The sequence below is a fragment of the Zoogloea sp. genome, assembly GCF_030157465.1.
Classification (GTDB): Bacteria; Pseudomonadota; Gammaproteobacteria; order Burkholderiales; family Rhodocyclaceae; genus Zoogloea.
Window position 1 is genome coordinate 1 of record NZ_JAOAUU010000023.1, and the last position, 1,503, is coordinate 1,503.

Genomic DNA, 1,503 nt, shown 5'->3' on the forward strand with positions numbered 1-1,503 from the left:
GCGCCCTGCAACTGGCCGATGCGCATGCGGCGGGCCATGTCGGTTTCGCCGCCCTGGCTGCCGTCGGGGTAGATCAGGTATTTGCTGCCTTCGCCCTGAGCCGCGCGCCAGGCTTCGCCCACTTCCATCAACTGGCGGTGGTAAAGGGAGTTTTTGGGCGCGAGGGTGCCGATGCGCAGCTGGTTGCCGGCGGCAATGGCGTTGCCGTCGACCAGCAGGCCAAGGATCAGGCCTAGAAACAGGCCGATAAGGGGCACGGCGCGGTGGCCAATCTTGAACATGGGTTTTTTCCGGGTGGGGGAAGCTTCAGAACAGGTCGTCGGCTGATTCGATCAGCCAGCGGGCGCGGCGGCGCATGACTTCGTTGGAAAGGGCGAGCGGGCTGCCGGGGGCGTCGGTGACGGCGACGGCCTGATTCAACAGGTCGAGAAAGGCCGCCTTGTCGCCCGCCGGTTGGGCGATGCCTTCGGCCTTGGCGACAAAGGCGCCGGCGCTGCGGCCCTGGCCAAGCCGCAGGGCTTCGTCGAAGTAGGCCTCGGCGCTGGCCCGCGTGCCGCCGGGGCGGGCCGTTTCGAAACTGCCCATCAGGCTGGCGAGGTTGCCGTCACCAAAGCCGGGGTCAAGACGCCAGGCGAGCTGGGCGAGGTGGATTGCGAGGGGTAGGTCGGCGACGGTGTCCGGGTCGTCCTTGGAGAGGGAGATCATGCCGCCCCAGGCGGCGGCGCCCCAGTAGGCGAGGGCGAGCTGTTCGGTACGCAGGGCAGGTTGGGCGGCGGGGTTGGCAAGGGCCTGGCGAAAGCCCGGGCGGGTGAGTTCAAGGGCGGTCAGGGCGTGGTCGCGTCCGCGGCGGTAGAGGCGCGCAGCGCGCTCCCTCAGGCGCTGAGCGGCTTTGGCGTCGGTGGCTTCGATACGGTCGGCCTCGAAGGCGACGAAGGCGTAGGCGTACTGGGTGAAGCCGCCGGCCACTGCCGCGGCGAGCCCGGTGTGGTCGGGCTGGGGGCGCAGTACCGATTCTGAAAACTTTAGATAGAAGGCGCTGGCCTCGCGGGCCAGCTCCAGGTCGTTCTCGGCAGATTGGCCCTGGCTTGCCAGTTCGTCGGCCACGCTACGCATGACCATCTGTTGCGGCGAGCAGGCGGCGAGGCTGACCAGCGCCAGAATCGGGGCGAGTCCCTTCAGGATGCGTTGCCGGAGTCGTGCGGTAGGCGTGTGCGCCATGGACGGGGAAACGCCGGTGCGCTGGGCCGCCGACGTTGGATGACTGGACGCGCTGCACGATAGCCCGCCAATGTTGCGGTGGAGTTAAACCACCGCTTGCGCGCGTATCCGCTTAGAGCTTGTCCGTGAATAGGAGGCCGAGGCCGGCCTATTCACGGACAAGCTCTTAAAACCCGTGGTAGCGATCCGGCCTGTGGTTGACGCCGATGACGAGGTTGAGCGCGGCGGCTCCGATGATGGACAGCACCACTTTTTCGGGGCTCACCACCAGCAGGCCGATGCTGA

At 67.5% G+C, this 1,503-nt stretch carries 1 protein-coding gene and 1 pseudogene; both read right to left on the reverse strand.

Annotated elements, in window-relative coordinates; all coding sequences use genetic code 11:
- Nucleotides 1–281: pseudogene (locus tag Q1W26_RS03365) on the reverse strand (hypothetical protein); the annotation flags it as partial.
- A 25-nt stretch (nucleotides 282–306) separates the two neighbouring features.
- Nucleotides 307–1,218 carry a TRAP transporter TatT component family protein gene (locus tag Q1W26_RS03370; RefSeq protein WP_300435870.1) on the reverse strand — a complete coding sequence of 304 codons (912 nt, stop codon included), beginning with the start codon at nucleotides 1,216–1,218 and terminating at the stop codon, nucleotides 307–309.
- Nucleotides 1,219–1,503: the final 285 nt, after the last annotated feature.